The following is a 17,315-nucleotide window of genomic DNA, read 5'->3' as shown; positions in this document are numbered from 1 at the left end:
ACGCCTGGTTGAACGGAGAAACGTCATGCAATGCGATGAAGAGGAAGTTGCGGACAAGCTATCGTCGCTGTTGCTGTGCCGGTTATCGCGTTGCCCCGTCGCGCCCGACCGTGGCCTGGACTGACGCAATGCCTTTCCGCAGCGATGGTCCCTGGACTTCGCACCCACAACCGCGACGATGGCAGTTAACGGAACACTGTCGTTGATTCAGCAAATCGAAGCAAGATCGCGTGCCGATGGCGGCCACCCGGGCCGAGCAATCGATCAAGGGCATGATTTCCAGGACCAGTTCCTGACGGGGCGGGGGGCGTGCGCCGCTATGATGGTTCGCCATCATCGCGCGGTTCCATCGAGATATGGATCCGAAAGCCGGAGGGCGGGTGCTGCGTAATGAAAAGCTCAAGACGGACATGCGTTTCGGGCATCGACGGCGGATTCGCGGCGCGCTTACCGCGCCGACGCAGCATATCCTTCTCAATTTCACCCGCCAGTTGATTGAGTTCCTCGCTGATTTCTTCCCGACGTCCCATTGCATTTCTCCACTACCGATTGCGATATCGCAGGCGTGATCATCCATGCGTTGAAACAACGCTACGTCCGAAGATTAATGGTCGGCCGATGGTCGACAGACACCATTGCGGAATTATTGCGGTTGCTGACTTTAGCGAAACTAACGCGTCAGGCGACTGATGCGCGAGTCCTTCAGGATATCGTCGGCACTATCGCCCAGTAGCTGACACTGCTCGTAGAGCAGGCCAATGAGTCGCGCCTTCCTTTTCGCGTCGAGGGGGACATCAAGGCGAGCCTCGATCCGTGCGACGGCAACCAGCACGCTATCAAGCGCTTTCTGGTCGAGCCGATACCGCACATCACGATCGAGAATCATGTTGCCGTCACCCGTCAGCAACCACGCGGGATCGATCGAGAACCGTTCGTACAACGCACGCAGCAGTTCGACCGGGACCGCACGTTCGCCACGCTCGTAATTCGCATACGCGCGCAGGGAGAGTCCGAGTTGCCGGGCTATTTTTTCCTGAGACAGTTCGAGGTGCTCACGAACCTGCACGATGCGCTGGTGGTAGTCCCCGTGATCCGCGCTGCTTGACATGTGGGCCTCACATTCCTACGATGATTTTGTACCTTGATTATAGGAACATTCGAGTAATGGACAAGACTGGACGTACCTGGACGAACGCAGCAGGCTGTGGACCGATGGGCGTCATGTTCGCGGAGGCCGAGTGACGAGCAGGCGGTTCTATACGCTGGAAGAGATTGCACGCGAGTTGCATATCGCGCCCGCGACCGCGCGCAACCGCCTGACGCTGGGGCTGCCGATGCCGCCGTCACTGCGTGTAGGTCGACGGCGTCTGTTCCCCGTGGACGAGTATGAAAAGTGGATTGCCTCGCAATTGACCCGCACTGACGCGCGTGACGCTGACGACTTTGCTGCCCCGGATCAGCGCGGGCCGTCTCACGACAAAACCTGATCGGTTTCTTTCTGATTCTGTTATCCGCTCAAGCAATGACGCTGTACTGGATATCCCACCGTGCCGGCTGTTATTTCCTTCGTCTCCACCAAAGGCGGCGTCGGTAAGACGACCGTCGCCGCCAATCTGGGCGGCCTGCTCGCAGCCTTCGGCCTGAAGGTCCTCGCGATCGACGCAGATGTCCAGCCGAGTCTAAGCAAGTTCTTTCCCGTCCATTACCGTTCACCGCGGGGTCTGAGTGCCGTCGTGACCTCAGGCGGCAATCCGGCCGCCGACTGCATCAGCCGCACGATCTTCTCGAATCTCGATCTCGTTTATTCCGACACACCGGACGCGGGGCTGCAGGCCTGGCTCAACCGCCGTGAGGATCGGCTGATGATCCTGCGTCGTGCGATGCAAAGTCCGCTGATGGAAGCCTATGACGTCGTGCTGATCGATACGCAGGGCGCGGTGGGCGAGTTGCAGAAGTCCGCGGCGATGGCCGCCAACGTCATGGTGTCGCCTGTCAAGCCGGATGCGTTGAGTGCCGGGGAGTTCGCTACGGGCACGATCGCGATGCTCGATGAATTGAACCGGCTGGCCGACTTTGGCGAGTCGTTTCGCTCGGGTGATCTGCTCGCGCTGATCAATGCGCACGAGCGCACCACCAACGCCAGGGCACTCTCGGCTGTGCTGCGGCAACGGTTCGCAGAGCATGCGAAAGTGAGAATACTGGACACGGTCATCCCGTCGGCCGCCGCCTATTGTGCGGCTGCGACGGCACGCGTTCCCGTTCACGACTTCGATCGACGCAGGCGGTTCGACAATTCCGCTTGGAACGTGATGCACCGTCTCGCATGGGAGCTGTTCCCGTCGCTGGCGAATGTCTATGCGGGGGCACCGCGACGCACACTGGTTGACGTCGGGACGGGCGACGGCGGACAGGGGGCGGTCGCATGAGCGCGTCAGGAAAGTCGCTCATCAGGACGCGCGAAGACCTTGCTGCGCAACGCCTTGACGTGGCGCCGCCGGGTGCACAGGCGCCCGATCCGCAGTTGACGTCGGTGATCCGGCTCAGGATCACCGACGTGATGGTCTACGAGCGCAATCCCCGGCGCGCGTCGCACGAGCGTATCGCGGAACTCAAGGAGTCGATCCGCGCAAACGGCATCGAGCAGATCGTGACGGTGACCCGCCGTCCTGGTGAGATGCGCTACGTGGTCGCGAAGGGCGGGAATTCGCGCGTGACCGCGGCGACGGCCCTGTACGACGAAACCGGCGATGAACGATTTCTTCATTATGACTTCGTCTACGTGCCGTATCCCGGCGAGGCGAGGCTGCTGGCCGCGCACCTGCGCGAAAACGATCAACGTGCGGACCTGTGCTTCTGGGACAAGGCGAACGGTTATCTGGCGCTCAAGGCCGATCTCGAAACCGAACGGGGAGCCACGCTGTCGCTGCGCGAATTCTCGCGACTGCTCGAGCAGGATGGTGCAGCGGTGAGCCATGTACTGCTTTCGCTTTTTCAGTTTGCGATCGAGCGTCTGTCCGCGCTTGGACCTGCCACAGCATTTCTCAGCCGACGTGCGCTCGTCGATGTCATCCAGCCCGGCATCGGCATGCTCCTGCGTCTGGCGAGGCGTCGGGGCCTGGATGATCAATGGGTGCAGGCGCGGGTGATCGATCCGCACCTGACCGGCATGGCTGCTGGCTGCGAGCCGGGCGATGCCGGCATGCCGACACAGCGCGCCGCTTTCGACGCGGCACGCCTGGTCGATGGATTGCGACAACGCATGGTGGACGAACTCGGTGTGTCGCGCGATGCGCTGGACCGGATGTGCCATCTGCTCGAGCGCACGCCGGATGCCACAAGCGGCGATCTGCGCGAAGTGGGCGGTATGCAGGTTGAGCGAGCCGAACCTTCACCGGCTGCTTCGGCTGGAGAAGGGAACGACGGGGCGAGCGTGCCGATGGTGCCGGCGCAGGGCGTGGGGGATCTGTCCGTTCGGGCGCGGGCCAGGGAAGCCACTGTGCCGGACGCGACCCCTGGTGCGAGACGGCCAGGCGAATCGACCACGGCACTGGATAGCCCGCGGCGCACACCCGATGACGGATCAACACGGGTGGCTGCTGACGTCCGTGATCCTGGAGAAGACGCTGCGGCATGCGCTTCAGGTGAAGGTGAGCTTTTCCGGGAGGCGGTGGTGGCTTTCGCGCGCACCTGCGGTCTAGACGGCTGTGTGCGCGATGCGCCAGCGCTGCCGTACGGTTTCATGATCGAGCCGCCACCGCCGGGTCGACCGCGACTGTCGCCCGAAACTGATGCGGGGCACGACGAAGGCGCACTGAACCGGTACCTCGGCTGGTGGTGGCTCGTTAGCCTGTCCCGGCAAAACACCGCAATGGGCATCGCACGCATCCCCCGCGATACCCTCTTTGCACGGATGGCTGGCGACGACGAAGTATGGAACCGCGCGTGCGACACGAGTGTCGGCGAACCGTTGCTCGGCGACCGTATGGACGTGATGTTCGACGTGATGCTGAACCCCGATCACGCGATCGGACAATGGTGGGCCGAGCTTGTTCTTCAGGCGCGCGCCTTCCGGGTCGCGAATTCGGAACGCTTTGCGTCCGCCCGCTGGCCCGAGCCGGGCGCCGACGAGCGGCTTCAGCGAGGAGGGCTGTGATGGACCAGGCCTTCCTGCGGGTCAGGAGCGCGTCGCTCGAACATTTCACGCTGCTCGAGCTGATCGCCTGTTCGGCCTCAGCCGTCCTGGATAGCAAACCTGTCAATGAGGATTGCAAAGTTTCATGTGAAACAGGTGCGACCGACTGGATGTCGCCGACAAACGCGTTGACGGATGCACTTCCGGCGGCAGTTCGACACGTGCTGGGCGATGCTCGTGTATCAGCCTTCACCCGCGAGCTACTCGCGTCTGGCGCCTTGCGCCTCTATGTGGACGCGGGCATGTTGCAGCGTCGGTGCGAACTGATCGAACGGCAATGGCGCGACCAGGAGCTGTTGTGCGCGTTTGTCGAAAGACAGGCCAGCATTCCGATGATCCGCAGGTTCTTTCGCACGGCGACGCGCACAACGATCTCGCAGCTACGCGACGAGATCGGTGTTGCCGCACCGACGAAACCGCGCGCGCTGGCGCCGTGCGCGATGGACACGCTGTTCGACGCCTGGGCCAGGCTGAACGACATCGGCGATCCGCGCGAACGGTATCTGGCACTGCATGAGCAATATCAGGGCCAATGGTCGCTCGCGACGCTGTTCGCGGCACTGGAGCCCGACACCAGAGATTGCCATCCGAATTCCTCCCTAAAGGAGCCTCACCATGTACGACATGCGCCTTGATCCCCAGGGCAACCTGCTGCCCGGCAAGACCTGGGACGATTCGCCCGGACTGCCGCCTGCCGAGGCCGACATGCTCCTCTCGATGCTCGACGTGCCGATCACGATCGACCGGTGTTTCGTCGAGATATGCGGCGACCTCGCTGCCGCAGCCATGCTCACCGAGCTCTCGACGCTGGAGAGCGAGACAGGGCGCCAGCATGTCTGGCTGCAGGTCGCGTCCGAAGAGCTCGAACGAAAACTGGCGCTCACGGAAGCCCAGCAGCGGGCCGCCCGGCGACTCCTCCGGTCGAAAGGTCTGATCGCTTACCGCAGGAGAAGGACGCCGCCGCTGGAGGAATGGCGCATCCTGTGGCCGGCCGTGCTGGCGTTGCTTCAGCAGAAAGCGGAGGATCGCACCGCCCATATTGTGTGGCCGCCCGTGCGGGCAGCCAAACCGGACCGTTCGGACCATACGGAGCCACTGATGGAGGTCGAATCATGATGCCCGGATGCCATCCCTATATCACCGGGTTCGACGCGCTGTGGACCATGCTGAGGCCTCACCGGCCGATTGCCTTTGGAACTCGCCTTGCCCGGATCACGGGCCATCCGAAGGATGCGCTGCTGCTCTCACAACTGGTGTACTGGACACGGCGCGGGCGCGATGTGGAAGCAAACGGCGGGTGGATTCACAAGACCCGTGAGCACTGGCTGCTCGAGACGGGCCTGTCGCGCGAAGAGCAGGAGAACGCGCGGCGACGCCTGCGAAACATGAATCTGCTGATCGAGTGGCGCGGTGGCCAGCCGGCACGCATGCATTACCGGCTGGAGGTGGAAGCCATTTCGCATGCGGTACGGGCCAATTGCCGGATGGTGAGTGAACTTCCCGGATCGATCGAAGCGATGCGCACCGATGAATTCGCGAGTGAGGCGCTGCTCGGACCGACCATCGCATACCGGCGCATATTCGCTGACCTGGTCGGCAATGTGAACGCCGCGCTGCTGCTATCGCGTATGGTGCAGCTGCAGCGTCGTGAGGCCGACCGGCAATGCACGTGGTTTACGCTGACGGCCGGCGAATGGCAACGCACGCTGGGCCTTAACCGGCGTCAGCTCGACAACGCCAGAGCGCGGCTCGTGCGTCAGGGCCTGATTCGCGAGCTCATGCGCCAGTGCACCGGCCGGCGCGTGTTCACCCAGATCAATGCGGACGAGCTGAAGCGCCAGTTTGAGCGCCTTGTGTCCCGCGGCGATATGCGCGAGCGACTTGCAACGCGCAAGCGCCTGCTCGCACGGAGCCTGAGCGAAGAACACAACGATGTGGTCGGAGCACGGCCGGCGGCTGTTACCCCGGGTAACAGCGGGGTCAACCTCGCGCCGCTTGACGAGACCATCCACCTGCCGTTCGCATGCGCGGGCAAAGGGGCACTGGAAAAGTCGCCAACCGGAAGTCTCCCACTGCAGGCGAAACACGGCGTAGTGCCTTTCGCGCCCCGGATCCGGTTGGCGGGTTTGGTTCATTACCGCTGGCGACAAACGTGCGTTCCAGACGCGCGCGTATACGGAAAGACTACATATCGGACTACGACAACCACCGGCCTGGCGCTCATGCCGTTCATGCCGCGCGAGATGCCGAAGTCGGTGTCGGGAATCAGTCTTTTGCCGATGCAGTCGGGCGCCACGGCTGACGTCGGTCCGATCGTCTGGCCAGTCATGGTGGCCGCGGATGATCGTGCACTGGTCGCCGCACATCTCGCACGGATTCCGGTTGCGGACCGGCAGGAGCTGCTCGACGAGATGGCGGCTGGTCACCGGCATCAGCCGGTGCAGTTGCCCGTGGCCTATATCGCGGGCCTCGTGCGGCGCTATCTCGCCGGCGAGTTCATCGCGACGCGGGCCCATCTCGAACGCACAGCACGCGAGCGGGCGACCCGGGGCGAGGAGATGAGCGCGGGATCGCGACACCGGCGTGAGGACGGCGATTCACCCCCGTCAACGCGCGAGACGGCCTGCCAGCATCTCGCGGCGATCCGGCATGCGTTGCGCGTCCAGATGGCGCATCGACCGGCCTGTCAGGCCGACACGCATGCGTGACCGGGTTTTCCGTTGCCGGGGCGCTTACGTCAATGCGCTGCTGTTACCCGGGGTAACAGCAATCCCGCGGTCACCGCGACCTGCGCTGGTGTTACCCCGGGTAACACGCCTGCGCCGGCCATTCCTCTGTACCGAATGCCTGTTTCAAGGAGCCTGTCATGGAGCCATCGTCCCCCCCGCCGTCTACCACCATCGATCCATCTGTCGACGCCTTCGCGCGCTCCACGACGTCGCCCTTCGCCGACGGTTACGACATCGACGCGGAACGCGCGGCCCTCGCGCATCTGATTGCCGAGGACGACCCCGATCCGGCTGATCCCCTGTTTGGCCGCTATCAGCTGTTGCTCGAACGTGAGGACGCGCTGAGTCACATGCACGAGACCCATGCGCTGCGACAGGGCGGTGATCAGCTCGTGCGCCCGCATGAGGCACAGCAGATCAGCCGCATCGGGCAACTGGGCAGCGACGGTGCCGATCGCATGCATCTGCATACGCGCGATGCGATGCGGTTGTTCCTTGGGCGCTCGATTGCGCCAGGCGAGCAGGGACATCCGATGGCGGGTGGTCGCCGTGTCGCCGCCGCGCTCCGGGCGTTGTGGTCGCTCTCAGGCAACGACAATCCGTATGCGGACTGGAGTCTCGTCAGGATCGCGGAGCGTATTGCCGGCATCCGGCGCGCACACGATCTGGAGCAGCAGCATGCCCGTCAGTTGCTCGATGCCGCGCGTGAAAAAGGCCTCGACTATTCGGTGCTGCAATCGCGTGAGCCCGCGCAGGTGGCGCTCGGTTTTGGCTCACCGTACGGCTACATGATCGTGATGCTGCTGGTCGAACTCGACTACCTGGTGCGACTCGTACGCTCCGCCGTGTTGCGCGACCTGATGTCGTCGACTGAAGGCTTCCGGCGCATCGGCTCGGCGAAGCACCGGTGCCTGTCCGTGTTCCACTTCGCGGTCCACTGCCAGCGGGTACTCACGCGCCCCGAGCTGCTGCCGCTGTCGCGCGTCGACTTCCTGCCGAACGCCGATGCTGCCGCAGGCAAACGCGTCGAGGCTGCGCGTGCATTGCTCGGCGTACTTCCGCGTGACGTGTTTACTGGCGAGCGTGAACCTCGCCATAGCCGGCGGCGCGTGAGTCGCCTGTCGGACGCGGAACTGCGCCTGCTCGATACGGTGCCGCTGTCCGGGGACGACGCACACGCGCAGGCTGCGGCAGCGGCGTTGGTGCAATGAAGGAAGGGACGGGAGGACTGCGGCAATGACGGATCGCACTTCAGATCTGGATCGACGTCCAAAGGCCTTTAAGGGTAAGGGGGCGGGTGCGGCTCAGCCCGCGACGGCACTGCCGGTATCCCGGGTCGCAGGTCAGCCGGGATTTCGTGTGCTGCTGCGCTCGTATGAGCACTGGCTCGAGGAGACGGTGACCGAAATGCAGACGCTGGCGCTGGAGACCGCGACCGCCGGGCTCGATGTATCGCTGCGCTGCGTGCGCATTGCACTGGCGAGCGGCGCGACGCGCCACCGGCTCGACTGGTTCATTCGTGGCGAGCCGCATGCACTCGCCTGGCCGCGCGTGAAGGGCTGTTTCAATCGCATCCCCGCGCCGCTGCGCCCGTATCTGCTGCAATGTAATGCGCGCGCGAAAGAGCTCAACGCACTCGAGTCGGTTTTCCGGTATGCGGCCAGCCAGCTCGCAATGTATCTGGAACATGGCACGGTGAAGGTTCGACGGACCGACGATTCCTGAGACAGGTGCGCGGTTTCGACCGGGTTTGATCGATGGACATCAGGCTGACGCAGAGCGGTCGATAACAAGGAAAACAGTGGACAGCGCGCTTCATTCGCAGGGGCAATCCTTGATGAACGGAGTCCACAATGGGCATCTACGCAGAACTGGTTGGCAACGTGCTCGCGTCGCCGACGATGAAACAGGTCAACACCGCCAGTGGCGCGCGCCGCATTGTCGAGCTGCGCGTCATGTCCGCCAGCTACCGCCGGCTCGACGACGGCACGCTGGAGCAGCGGGAAGGGCGGACCTTTCCCGTCGATGTCACCGTCTGGAACGAGCGTCTGACCGAGCGGGTGATGCAACACATCCGCACGGGTGCCAGCGTCGTTGTGCGCGGCGACTTCTACGTCACTCCCTGGGTCAACCGCGACAATGAGGCGGACGCCGGTGCGCATATCGACGCCGAATCTATCTCCCTGAATCTCGTGCGCGTCGAACAGGTGGTGTACCGCCAACGCCAGGTGCGCGAAGACGAGGGATCGAGCGATTCGTCGCATGACGAAGGTGCAGGCGAGCCCCCTCGTCCGGAGGACGGCGACACGCCACAGGCCGACCAAACCCTGGACGATGCGCCAGCATCGGACGATCCAGGACCAGGCGCGACGTCCTCACAGCCTGCCCGCCGGCGTTCACGCCAGGCGGCGCGGACGCAAGCGCAATGATGCGCCTTGATTCCTGCCGCTGCCGTGCCCGTTCATGCGGCGTGCGGCGGCGCGATTTCCGGTGTTCGTGGAATGAGGCGGCCACGGTTATGCCGGATATCGAAGAAGAACGGATGCTACGCGCGCTTGTATTCGAAGGCTTGACCGTCGCGCGGCGAGAGCCTTTTCGTGCGTGCTTTCGTGGATGGTTCGTACGGGTCGCACTGAATGGCCGTTTCGCGGCAGTGGGCTCCACGGTCACTGTCGAGATTCGTTGCCGGCAACGTACGGCGTCATGTCCTGCCTGCCGCTTTCTGTTGTATTGCCAGGCCGTGTTCGCGTGATGACGCGGTGAACGGCCGCGAGGCGGCGGCATCTCGGCGTGGACTATTTTCAGTCGCCGCGAACCGACGTTTATATCGACGGCATCTATCAGCATGCGACCGGAACGGACTCGACCGGCAATACGGCCGTCGCAAACATCACCGGGTCCTCGGCGTCGTCGAACGGAAACCAGTTTGTCGCAGTCGCTGGGAGCCGGCACAAGTTCTAGCCTCCGGACGAGCAGCAAGCGACATCGATTGACCCACACGGCTGCGCTGGCGCAGCCGCTTTCGTGCCGGCTGATGTCGACTCATCTGCACACGCTGGAAGCGATGCGGCGGCCCGGAATCGTTACTGCTGCCATCCAGTAATCTCTCGCTCGAACTGATCTCGCAACAACGCAGCGAACTCCTCAGCCAGCTGAGACGCCGCTCCGTGCGGCGGATACAGAAGGAAGTTGGGGTAGTTGATCGATGGTGAAAACGGCAACACCTTGATCCCGTGGCCTACATAGTCCGTCGCTACCAACGGATGCGCGAGTGTCACTCCGAGCCCGAGCTTCACCATTTCACAACAGGTCGCACTGTACTGCGCTTCGAGCGACAGGGTGCGCTCGATTCCCTCCTGTTCGAACACACGGTCGGTCTCCTCCCGCGATCCGTCGCCATGCACGAGCGAAATGTATTGCTCGCCGCGAAGATCCGATGCCTCGATTCTGCTTTTCGTAGCGAGGCGATGATTCTTCGGCAAGAGGCACACGACCTCCGAGTCAGGCAGTGCAACGGCCTGGCACGTAGCGGCCGCAGATACGAACGCGACGATCCCCACGTCGCAGAACTGTGAAGAGACCCATTGCTCGACCGTATTCGACGTGTTCGTGTGAATCGACACAGTCACGTCCGGTCGAGACTGTCTGAAGCGCTGCACGACTCTCGGCAGAAAGCTCATACCGATGCCCGGGATCGACGCAATGCGCAGACGGCCGCTCCCGAGATTCCGAATGCTGTCGGCCGCATAGGCAAGACTTTTCAACCCGACGAAGACACGCTCGACCTCGCGAAAGAGCGCCTTGGCTTCGGGTTTTGGATTGAGGCGACCGCCGGAACGCTCGAAGAGCACGAGCCGCGTATCGGCCTCCAGTTGTGTAATCAGCCTGCTCACATTGGACTGCGACGTGTGAAGTTCCGCGGCGGCGCCTGTCGTGGAACCTGCCTGCATCACCGCGCGGAACGCCTCGATCTGGCGTAGTTTCATTTGGGCTATCTCTTTTAGGCATAGGTTGGCGTCAGATTGATATTTGACTGCATAAGGTTGGTCGCTCAACATCCGTATTAGTACGCACGCGTTGCCGGAGCCGTGACATCGGCTTCCGGGAAAGCTGGCCGGAATCGCTTGTTCCTTCCGTGCTTGAATCAATCGGGAGGCAAGCCACGGCGACATTGTTATTTTGCGCAAGGACCGTATGAAGACGCATCGTTCGACGGCCAACTACGATGTGATCGTCGTGGGTGGTGGTTTGGTCGGATCCGCTGTTGCCTATGGCGTCGCCCGGCAGGGCGCCCATGTGCTGGTCGTTGACGACGGAGACGACGCATTCGGCGCCTCGGTCGGCAACTTCGGGCTGGTTTGGGTGCAAGGCAAGGGAATCGGGCAGCCTGCCTATACGACATGGACTCGTGAATCCGCGCGGCTGTGGCCCGTATTCGCCGACGCACTTCGCGATGAAACGGGCGTGGACGCGCAGCTGCTGCAGCCTGGCGGTTTCGACCTGTGTTTTTCCGATGAGGAGCTCCACGAGCGTGGAAAGCAACTGCTGCAGCTGTCCGACGATGCCGATGGCGACTATCCGTTCGAGGTGCTCGACGCGGCGGACCTGAAGGCCCGCATCCCCGAAATCGGCGCTTCGGTTGCCGGCGCAACCTATACGCCGATGGACGGCCACGTCAATCCTCTGAAGCTGCTGCTCGGCTTGCGAAGGGGCCTGGTCAACCGCAAAGCGCACTTCGCCACCGCCGAGCGCGTCGTGCGAATCGACTCGCAATCCGACAGATTCGTCGTCCATGGACAGGACGCGCGTTGGTGCGCCGCCCGGGTCGTGCTTGCCGCGGGGCTGGGCAACAAGGACCTCGCGCCGATGGTCGGGCTGCAGGCACCGGTCGTGCCGACACGTGGGCAGGTTCTGATCAGCGAGAGAGTCGCCCCGTTTCTGCATTTCCCGACCGTCACCGTGCGTCAGACGAACGAAGGTACCGTCCAATTGGGCGACTCACTCGAAAACGTCGGTTTCGACAACGGCGTCACGACGGATGTGCTCGCGGCAATTGCGATGCGTGGCGTGAAAGCCTTTCCACTGCTTCGTGATGTTCGCCTCGTGCGAGCGTGGGGGGCGCTGCGTGTGATGACGCCGGACGGCTTCCCGATCTACGAGGAGTCCGGCGCGTGTCCTGGCGCGTTCAATATTAGCTGCCATAGCGGGGTCACGCTTGCTGCGGCGCATGCGCTGCGCCTTGCGGGCTGGATCACCCGCGCGCGGGAGGCCCCGGATCTACACGCGTTCGCCGCTGATCGCTTCCGGAAACCATACGAAACATTTAGCCATGTCGACTGAACCCCTCTTCGAGCAATTGTCCGCCGCGCATGCCCCGAAGGTGCGAATTTTCTTCAACGATTCGTCCTACGAAGTTCCAGGCGGGATGAATCTGGCGGCGGTTCTCCTTGCCGTGGGCATTCGACGCTTCCGCAGAACGCCCGTGAGCGGAGCCGCGCGTGCACCGTATTGCATGATGGGCGTCTGCTTCGAGTGCCTGGTGGAGATCGACAGCCAGCCGAACTGCCAGAGTTGTCTCGAAAGCACACGGGACGGCATGCGTGTGCGGTCTCAGGAAGGCGTAAGGCAAATGTCGATTGGATCTCCTGTCGAATCCGATACGAGCAATCGAAAGGGGCACGGACGATGATTGCCGAATCAGTCGATGTCGTCGTTATCGGCGCGGGGCCCGCAGGCATGGCCGCCGCGACTGCTGCCGCGCATGCGGGACTGTCGGTCGTGATGCTTGACGAGCAAACGACATTGGGCGGGCAGATCTATCGGTCCATCGCCCATGCCGACGACGAGCGTGTCGCATTGCTCGGGCCGGACTACGCGGCTGGGGCCGCTATCGCAGCGGCCGTGTCCGAAAGCAATGTTCGGCATGAAGCCGGCGCTCAAGTGTGGTTTGTCAACAGGGAGCGTGAGGTTCATTACACGCAGCGCGGCCAGAGCAAGTCGCTGGCGGCCGGCCACATCGTGCTTGCGACCGGCGCGATGGAAAGGCCATTTCCGATTCCGGGATGGACTATGCCAGGCGTGATGACAGCCGGCGCGGCGCAAATCCTGCTGAAGGCATCGGGCACGGTGCCGAGACACCCTGTCGTGCTCGCGGGTTGCGGGCCGCTGCTCTATCTGCTTGCGTGGCAATACCTGCGTGCCGGCGTGCCCATTCGCGCTGTCGTCGAGACGACCGTTCTGGCCGACAGGATGCGCGCGGCGAGACACTGGACGAGTGCATTGCTCGGATGGCGCGATCTGTTGAAAGGTGTGAACCTGCTGCGAGCGCTGCGAGTCGCGCGTGTACCGGTCTACCGAGGTGCGTCAGATCTGCGTATCGAAGGTGAGCAGGCTGCAACCGGGCTGACCTTCACTGCGGGCAACAAGCGCCAGCATGTCGAAGCAGAACTCGTGCTCCTGCATCAAGGAGTCGTGCCGAATACGCAGATCTCCTGGTCGCTTCAGGCATCGCATCGTTGGGACATCGATCAGCTTTGCTGGGTACCGAACCGTAACAATGTTTTCGAACTGGACGTGCCCGACGTATTCGTCGTGGGCGATGGAGGCGGCATTGCCGGAGCGAAGGCCGCAACTACGCAAGGCCGGATATGCGGGCTGGAAATCGTTCGGCGTCACGGCAAGATCGACATTGTCGAATTCGACCGGAGGGTGCGCCGATTGCGCGCGGAGCATGCCGGACACCTTCACATCCGACCGTTTCTCGACGCGCTGTATCGACCCAGTGACCGCACGCGAATACCGGCCGATGACGTACTGGTTTGCAGATGCGAGGAGGTCACCGCCGGTGCTATTCGGGAGTCGGTCGCGCTCGGATGTGTCGGCCCAAACCAGGCGAAGGCGTTCAATCGATGTGGTATGGGGCCCTGTCAAGGACGCCTGTGCGGGCTCACCGTTTCGGAAATCATCGCGCAAGAACGGCAGGTTTCCCCGGAAGTGGTGGGCTATTACAGGATCAGGCCGCCCATCAAGCCGCTCACGCTCGGTCAATTGGCCGGAGCCGGAGAGTGTGTCCAGTGACCGACGACACGTCGGAACACGAGCAGCGTTCGGCGAGAAGAATCCACATGATGGCAACCGGGGTCTCGATGGCGGCACATCCGAACTTTACGGAGGCACTGCATGATCGTTCGTCAGGGAGTGAATGGAAGGCTAAGCAGGGTTTTGGTCGTGAACGGGTTTGTTTTCCTGTCGGGTGTGACCGCCCGAGACACGACGGGCGGAGTCGGTCAACAAACGAAAGACATTCTTGATCAGATCGATAGCCATCTGAAAGCGGCCGGCACCGACAAGTCGCGCATCACGGTTGCCAACATCTGGCTGGCGGACATCGATACTTTCGACGGCATGAACGAAGCATGGGATGCGTGGGTCGACAAGACCTGTCCTCCCGCACGCGCTACGGTCGAATCGCGCCTTGCGGGCGAAGACCTTCTCGTCGAGATTCAGGTTCAGGCGGTTGCGTAACGGACTGCGCTTCCGAGGGCCCGAACCGGGCGACGGCGCAGCGCGATCGGAACCGCGAGAGGGCGTGCTCGCGCAGACGGGCGAAGGCCGCGGATCGGCACGCACAAGTTTGGGCAGAACAGGGCCGCACCTATCTCAAAACTGCATAGCGAGCGAAATTACTCGCAATACGAAGCAATTTTACGAAGCGTACGATTTGTGTGTCGGCTTCGAATACGGGCCGGCCACACGCGCGAGGAGCACGGGGATTCGTGAATCTCTGTTGTTCTCAAGGCGACTCACGCAGGGGGTTTTCTTCCTGACGAGCAACTCATATGGTCAATCGAATTACTAAGCTGATCAAAGTGTCGGCGGATAAAGGAGCGGAGATGAGACAACTGATTGCTTCCACCGTGCTGTGCGTGCTTGCGTCGTCCGCATGGGCTACGGATACTCTACGTTTTGGCGTTGAGGCAGATTATCCTCCATTCGAATACAAGCTGCCGAGTGGTGAACTGGTGGGTTTCGATATCGATGTCGGTAATGCTGTTTGTGCCAGGATGCAGGTCAAATGTAAATGGATCGAGAATTCTTTCGATGGATTGATTCCGGCGTTGCAGGCCAGAAAGTTCGACGCCATCAACTCGGCGATGTGGGCGACGGAACAACGTGAGAAAGCGATTGACTTTACATCGGTCATTTATGCGTCTCCGATTCGCCTGGTCGCGCGCTCGGGCAGTCACATCCTGCCGAATGCGGAGTCACTCAAAGGAAAGCGTGTCGGTGTTCAGCAGGGTGGGACACAGCAATACTACGCGGAACAGAAGTGGGCTCCGGCGGGTGCCGCCGTCGTTACGTATCCGAGTCAGACACAAGTATTCTCGGACCTGGCCGCCGGCCGAATCGATGCGGCGTTGCAGTCGCAGCAAAGCGCGGAAGACAGTTTCCTGAAAAAACCTGAAGGAAAGGGTTTCACATTCGTCGGGGGGCCGTTGACTGACGAAAAAATATTCGGTCGTGGCGTTGCCTTTGGGGTGCGCAAACAGGATTCGGAGTTGAAGGAGCGACTGAACCAGGCGATTGCGTCACTAAAGCAGGACGGAACGCTTGTCAAGCTGGCGAAGAAGTACTTTCAGTATCAGATCGTCGCGCCTTGATTCGATAGCTGAACACAAGACGTTCGGCGATGCGCCACACCAAGCGGAATCCCGGTACGTTGTTCTGATAGACAACAATATTTCCGACTGAGGACCGGTGGTGAATCGATTGCGGCGGTAGCATCCGGTCGGAAGGTGGCGCTCACGGAGCCGCGCGCAACGCGAATATAACTGTATAGAGGAACATGTAATGAATTCGTCAGTAGTGCAACATGACTCAAATGCAAAGTTCGCCGAACGATTCGCGTCCTATATTGACGAGGCTCGCGGAAGTCGTGTTCCCCAACACGTTTCCGAAGTCGTCTTGATGCGCATTTTGGACCTGATGAGCGCGGCGGCCGCGGGCATCCACGAGCCGATTTCCGTCGTCACGCGCGAGATAGCGCTGGAAGAGTTTCGCAGCGGGGACGTACCGATCTGGTTCACGGGTACTAGCAGTACCGCACTCGGAGCCGCGTGGGCCAACAGCGCTGCTGCATCGGCGCTCGACCTCGACGACGGAGATGCGGTCGCGCGGGGGCACGCTGGTGCCGCTGTGGTTCCCACGGCATTCGCCGTTGCCCACGAGGTGGGAGCGACATTCGACGAAATCGTCCGAGCCATCGCAATCGGCTACCAGGTGGGCACGACGATCGCTTCGGCACGTACGTCCTACGGCACGACGGGAACTTGGGCGGCCTATGCCGTGGTGGCCACTGCGGGGGTGCTTCGCCGCGTCGACAAGACGGTACTGGCGCATGCGCTTGCGATCGCTGGAGAAGCGGCGCCAAACTGCGCTTTTTTGAGCGCTCGGGCTCCGCACGACCCGCCCCCCGAGGGCAGCGATGTGAAAGAGGGGATTCCGTGGTCGGTCGTGGTGGGCCTGAATGCGCTGGAAGCGGCGCGCAAGGGTATGACGGGACCTCGGAACATCCTGGATAGCGGCCGTCATTACCAGTTCCCCGCCGATCTTGACGACGTGCTGCGTTCCGGAGCGCGGATCGAGGAAAGCTATTACAAATTCTACGCATGCTGCCGGCATATTCATGGGCCATTGGATGCATTGCAGGCGTTGATGGCGAAGCACGATGTGCTTGCGAAAGACATCGAGGCAATCAAAGTGGAGATTTACGAAGATGCCATGCGTCTTGAAAACAGATATGAGCCGCAAAACTTGCCGGACATCCAGTACAGCATTCCTTATTGCATCGCACTGGTTGCTCTTTATGGGAAGCAGGCATTGCTGCCGCTTCGCGCAGATGCGTTGAGCCGGAACGAGGTATCCGCACTCGCGAGCAGGGTTTCGCTGTGCTGCAGCCCCGACATCGAAGCGGTGTATCCGACGGAAACGATATCGCGCGTGAGCCTGACGTGCGGCAGTGGAACGTTTTCGTCCGGAAATACCGTGCCGAAAGGCAAGGGTGACCAGGTAACGTGGCAAGACCTGGAGTCGAAGTTCAAGATGGCGACCTCGTACGTTGCCCTTCCTTCGCAGCAGAAAGCATTTATCGACGCCGTAGGCGACGCTCGGGCTGGGGATGCGGCTAGACTCATGGCCTATCTTGCAAATGTGACATTTCACGAGCTTGACGGACACGGGACCGACAGCGCGAGCATGAGAGCCGTGAAGCCCCAGATGCACTAGCCTTGACGCGTTGACGGCTTCGGCTATAACGGGCGATGCAGTGGGTGCTGATGGTACCCACAAGCACTGCGGGCGTCGGATCTGATCGAGAATGCCCGCATTTTATATCG

Annotated in this window: 18 protein-coding genes and 1 pseudogene; 16 read left to right on the top strand and 3 right to left on the bottom strand. The window is 62.0% G+C overall.

Going from position 1 to position 17,315, the window contains the following annotated elements:
• Positions 1-317: 317 nt before the first annotated feature.
• Together AB3X98_RS20355 and AB3X98_RS20350 are read right to left on the bottom strand one after the other, a co-directional pair.
• The gene (locus tag AB3X98_RS20355; RefSeq protein WP_368610307.1) at positions 318-530 is read right to left on the bottom strand and encodes a hypothetical protein; all 213 of its coding nucleotides are present in this window, start codon (positions 528-530) and stop codon (positions 318-320) included.
• Between the two features lie 140 nt (positions 531-670).
• Positions 671-1,108 (bottom strand): helix-turn-helix domain-containing protein, encoded by a 438-nt coding sequence (locus AB3X98_RS20350; RefSeq protein WP_368604302.1) that lies wholly within the window; start codon positions 1,106-1,108, stop codon positions 671-673.
• A 130-nt stretch (positions 1,109-1,238) separates the two neighbouring features.
• Here AB3X98_RS20350 and AB3X98_RS20345 point away from each other — a divergent pair, with 130 nt between their 5' ends.
• The 10 genes and pseudogenes from AB3X98_RS20345 to AB3X98_RS20300 form a co-directional block, all read left to right on the top strand.
• Positions 1,239-1,487, top strand: coding sequence for a DNA-binding protein (locus tag AB3X98_RS20345; RefSeq protein WP_368604304.1), 249 nt, complete (start codon positions 1,239-1,241; stop codon positions 1,485-1,487).
• A gap of 60 nt (positions 1,488-1,547) precedes the next feature.
• Complete coding sequence (locus AB3X98_RS20340) at positions 1,548-2,426, top strand: ParA family protein (RefSeq protein ID WP_368604305.1); 879 nt, start codon at positions 1,548-1,550, stop codon at positions 2,424-2,426.
• A 104-nt stretch (positions 2,427-2,530) separates the two neighbouring features.
• Positions 2,531-4,153, top strand: coding sequence for a ParB N-terminal domain-containing protein (locus tag AB3X98_RS20335; protein WP_368604366.1), 1,623 nt, complete (start codon positions 2,531-2,533; stop codon positions 4,151-4,153).
• The gene (locus tag AB3X98_RS20330) at positions 4,153-4,827 is read left to right on the top strand and encodes a hypothetical protein (protein ID WP_368604306.1); all 675 of its coding nucleotides are present in this window, start codon (positions 4,153-4,155) and stop codon (positions 4,825-4,827) included. The genes AB3X98_RS20335 and AB3X98_RS20330 overlap by 1 nt, the downstream gene beginning before the upstream one ends.
• Positions 4,808-5,308, top strand: coding sequence for a hypothetical protein (locus tag AB3X98_RS20325; protein ID WP_368604307.1), 501 nt, complete (start codon positions 4,808-4,810; stop codon positions 5,306-5,308). Before AB3X98_RS20330 ends, AB3X98_RS20325 begins: the two co-directional genes overlap by 20 nt.
• Positions 5,305-6,900: a hypothetical protein gene (locus tag AB3X98_RS20320; RefSeq protein WP_368604308.1), complete on the top strand. Its 1,596-nt coding sequence runs from the start codon at positions 5,305-5,307 to the stop codon at positions 6,898-6,900. Before AB3X98_RS20325 ends, AB3X98_RS20320 begins: the two co-directional genes overlap by 4 nt.
• A 158-nt stretch (positions 6,901-7,058) precedes the next feature.
• Complete coding sequence (locus tag AB3X98_RS20315) at positions 7,059-8,132, top strand: PFL_4669 family integrating conjugative element protein (protein WP_368604309.1); 1,074 nt, start codon at positions 7,059-7,061, stop codon at positions 8,130-8,132.
• Positions 8,133-8,280: 148 nt separating this feature from the next.
• Positions 8,281-8,646, top strand: coding sequence for a hypothetical protein (locus AB3X98_RS20310; RefSeq protein WP_368604310.1), 366 nt, complete (start codon positions 8,281-8,283; stop codon positions 8,644-8,646).
• A 128-nt stretch (positions 8,647-8,774) separates the two neighbouring features.
• Positions 8,775-9,350 carry a single-stranded DNA-binding protein gene (locus tag AB3X98_RS20305; RefSeq protein ID WP_368604311.1) on the top strand — a complete coding sequence of 192 codons (576 nt, stop codon included), beginning with the start codon at positions 8,775-8,777 and terminating at the stop codon, positions 9,348-9,350.
• Positions 9,351-9,705: 355 nt separating this feature from the next.
• Positions 9,706-9,882, top strand: a pseudogene (locus tag AB3X98_RS20300) (porin); the annotation flags it as partial.
• A 122-nt stretch (positions 9,883-10,004) separates the two neighbouring features.
• Here the strand turns inward: AB3X98_RS20300 and AB3X98_RS20295 are convergent.
• The gene (locus tag AB3X98_RS20295) at positions 10,005-11,093 is read right to left on the bottom strand and encodes a LysR substrate-binding domain-containing protein (protein ID WP_368610306.1); all 1,089 of its coding nucleotides are present in this window, start codon (positions 11,091-11,093) and stop codon (positions 10,005-10,007) included.
• 22 nt (positions 11,094-11,115) lie between these two features.
• On the opposite strand from AB3X98_RS20295, the gene AB3X98_RS20290 reads away from it, so the two are divergent.
• The 6 genes from AB3X98_RS20290 to AB3X98_RS20265 all read left to right on the top strand — a co-directional run bounded on the left by AB3X98_RS20290 (position 11,116) and on the right by AB3X98_RS20265 (position 17,205).
• Positions 11,116-12,261 carry an NAD(P)/FAD-dependent oxidoreductase gene (locus AB3X98_RS20290; protein ID WP_368604313.1) on the top strand — a complete coding sequence of 382 codons (1,146 nt, stop codon included), beginning with the start codon at positions 11,116-11,118 and terminating at the stop codon, positions 12,259-12,261.
• The gene (locus tag AB3X98_RS20285; protein ID WP_368610305.1) at positions 12,149-12,610 is read left to right on the top strand and encodes a (2Fe-2S)-binding protein; all 462 of its coding nucleotides are present in this window, start codon (positions 12,149-12,151) and stop codon (positions 12,608-12,610) included. The genes AB3X98_RS20290 and AB3X98_RS20285 overlap by 113 nt, the downstream gene beginning before the upstream one ends.
• On the top strand, positions 12,607-13,998 hold the full coding sequence (locus tag AB3X98_RS20280; protein WP_368604367.1) for an NAD(P)/FAD-dependent oxidoreductase: 1,392 nt from the start codon (positions 12,607-12,609) through the stop codon (positions 13,996-13,998). The genes AB3X98_RS20285 and AB3X98_RS20280 overlap by 4 nt, the downstream gene beginning before the upstream one ends.
• 102 nt (positions 13,999-14,100) lie before the next feature.
• Positions 14,101-14,445: a RidA family protein gene (locus AB3X98_RS20275; protein WP_368604315.1), complete on the top strand. Its 345-nt coding sequence runs from the start codon at positions 14,101-14,103 to the stop codon at positions 14,443-14,445.
• A gap of 368 nt (positions 14,446-14,813) precedes the next feature.
• Positions 14,814-15,581 (top strand): ABC transporter substrate-binding protein, encoded by a 768-nt coding sequence (locus AB3X98_RS20270; protein WP_368604316.1) that lies wholly within the window; start codon positions 14,814-14,816, stop codon positions 15,579-15,581.
• Positions 15,582-15,771: 190 nt separating this feature from the next.
• Entirely contained in the window at positions 15,772-17,205 is a 1,434-nt protein-coding gene (locus tag AB3X98_RS20265) for an MmgE/PrpD family protein (protein WP_368604318.1), read from the top strand.
• Positions 17,206-17,315 lie beyond the last annotated feature (110 nt).

The sequence above is a fragment of the Paraburkholderia sp. BR14312 genome, from assembly GCF_040948675.1.
Taxonomy (GTDB): domain Bacteria; phylum Pseudomonadota; class Gammaproteobacteria; order Burkholderiales; family Burkholderiaceae; genus Paraburkholderia; species Paraburkholderia nodosa_A.
Note: the sequence above shows the minus strand (reverse complement) of the source record. Positions and strands in the feature narration are given on the sequence as shown.

Bases quoted from the DNA above. Each gene is read 5' to 3' on its own strand.
- AB3X98_RS20305 (WP_368604311.1), top strand. From the start codon at position 8,775: ATGGGCATCTACGCAGAACTGGTTGGCAACGTGCTCGCGTCGCCGACG.
- AB3X98_RS20290 (WP_368604313.1), top strand. From the start codon at position 11,116: ATGAAGACGCATCGTTCGACGGCCAACTACGATGTGATCGTCGTGGGT.
- AB3X98_RS20355 (WP_368610307.1), bottom strand. From the start codon at position 530: ATGGGACGTCGGGAAGAAATCAGCGAGGAACTCAATCAACTGGCGGGT.
- AB3X98_RS20270 (WP_368604316.1), top strand. From the start codon at position 14,814: ATGAGACAACTGATTGCTTCCACCGTGCTGTGCGTGCTTGCGTCGTCC.
- AB3X98_RS20280 (WP_368604367.1), top strand. From the start codon at position 12,607: ATGATTGCCGAATCAGTCGATGTCGTCGTTATCGGCGCGGGGCCCGCA.
- AB3X98_RS20275 (WP_368604315.1), top strand. From the start codon at position 14,101: ATGATCGTTCGTCAGGGAGTGAATGGAAGGCTAAGCAGGGTTTTGGTC.
- AB3X98_RS20265 (WP_368604318.1), top strand. From the start codon at position 15,772: ATGAATTCGTCAGTAGTGCAACATGACTCAAATGCAAAGTTCGCCGAA.
- AB3X98_RS20350 (WP_368604302.1), bottom strand. From the start codon at position 1,108: ATGTCAAGCAGCGCGGATCACGGGGACTACCACCAGCGCATCGTGCAG.
- AB3X98_RS20295 (WP_368610306.1), bottom strand. From the start codon at position 11,093: ATGTCGCCGTGGCTTGCCTCCCGATTGATTCAAGCACGGAAGGAACAA.
- AB3X98_RS20330 (WP_368604306.1), top strand. From the start codon at position 4,153: ATGGACCAGGCCTTCCTGCGGGTCAGGAGCGCGTCGCTCGAACATTTC.
- AB3X98_RS20285 (WP_368610305.1), top strand. From the start codon at position 12,149: ATGCGCTGCGCCTTGCGGGCTGGATCACCCGCGCGCGGGAGGCCCCGG.
- AB3X98_RS20320 (WP_368604308.1), top strand. From the start codon at position 5,305: ATGATGCCCGGATGCCATCCCTATATCACCGGGTTCGACGCGCTGTGG.
- AB3X98_RS20315 (WP_368604309.1), top strand. From the start codon at position 7,059: ATGGAGCCATCGTCCCCCCCGCCGTCTACCACCATCGATCCATCTGTC.
- AB3X98_RS20325 (WP_368604307.1), top strand. From the start codon at position 4,808: ATGTACGACATGCGCCTTGATCCCCAGGGCAACCTGCTGCCCGGCAAG.